We start from the raw sequence: 1,407 nt of genomic DNA, 5'->3' as shown, positions 1-1,407 counted from the left end.
CGTTCGCGCAACTGGTCGGGCGTGGTCTCGGCATGACGGCGATGGCTGGCAGGTCGATGCTCGTTAAGCGTTGTGGCGCCCGTGTCGCCGGGCGCGGCGCGCCGGTGGCAGGCCACGCGTTTGCCTGCACGGAAGATCTCGACCGTGCTGGCGGTCAGCCGCGCCCAGAGCTTTTGCCGGAGCAGATCATGAGGCACCGAGTAATGATGACCCTCGAGCCGGACGTGGTAGTCGAGTCCGACCGTTGTGTGGCGCCAGTCGGCATGGGTGAACGGTTCCGGCGGGAGCGGCTGCATCGCGGGACGGTCGAGCGTCTCGAAGAGCTGCTGGCGCGACGCTCCGAGGTGGCGGCTGACGCGGGCGTTCAGGCGGGCGACCTCGTCCCGGATCGCTGCATTCAGTTCCTCGAGGCTGAAGAACTGCCGGTTGCGTAGCCTGGCGATGATCCAACGCTGGACAAGGAGAACGGCCCCTTCGACCTTGGCCTTGTCGCGGGGCTTGTATGGACGCGCGGGCAGGATCGCCGTGCCGTAATGGGCTGCCATCTCGGCGTAGCTGCGGTTGATCTCGGGCTCGTAGAAGCAGGCGCGGATCACCCCGGACTTCAGGTTGTCGGATACGACCAGCGTCGGCACCGCACCGAACGCGGCGAAGGCGTGGGTGTGTGCGCCGATCCAGTCCGGCAACGCCTGGCTCCAGCTTGCCTCGACGTAGGTCATGTTCGAGGCACCCATAACGGCGATGAAGATCTCCGCCGGGCGCGCCGCGCCCGTGGTCGGGTCGATCACCGCCATCCGGGTGCCGGAATAGTCGACAAACATCCGCTCGCCCGCGGCATGGCGCCGGCGCATGACGGGAGAGAGCCGACCGACCCAACGCCGGTAGTGCTCGCAAAACGCCGAGTAGCCGTAACCGTCCGGGTGCTGGCTACGATACTCGTCCCAGAGCAGCGCCAGCGTGACGCCTGGCCGCTTCAACTCGCGATGGATCTCTGCCCAGTCCGCCTCGGTAAACAGACGGCTCTGCGCGGGTGGTGGAGGCGGAAACAGCCGCCGCTCCAGCGCTTCTTCATCCAACCCGTCGGGCAATGGCCAGGACAGGCCCGCAACTTCCGCGCGGCGCAGGTAGTCCGCCACCGTGCTGCGGCTCACACCGACGCTCGGCCCGATCTGGCGAGCGGATCGGCCGGCCGCATGGAGCCGCAATACATCCTTGATCTTCCTCATCGGCAACCTTCGCATCTCGCCCCCGTCCACGTCGAAACGCGGCACGATAGGCGGCTTCAGATTGCCCTGCAGGACCTTACACGAGGGCGGCCGGATGCTCGTGGAACAGGTGGCCAGATCGCCATGGAATGGGTGGCCGGATGCTCATGGAATCCGTGGCCGGATCACCGTGGTGCGCGCA

1 protein-coding gene is annotated in these 1,407 nt (G+C 67.0%); it reads right to left on the bottom strand.

Translation table 11 applies throughout. The annotated features are described in order from the left end of the window. Window positions 1-1,226: IS21 family transposase (gene istA, locus ACOVRJ_RS02230; RefSeq protein ID WP_422042278.1), on the bottom strand; the 1,226-nt coding region annotated here is incomplete at its 3' end. Window positions 1,227-1,407 lie beyond the last annotated feature (181 nt).

This window comes from Roseateles sp. (assembly GCF_049240545.1).
Lineage (GTDB): Bacteria > Pseudomonadota > Gammaproteobacteria > Burkholderiales > Burkholderiaceae_C > Paucibacter_A.
Note: the sequence above shows the minus strand (reverse complement) of the source record. Positions and strands in the feature narration are given on the sequence as shown.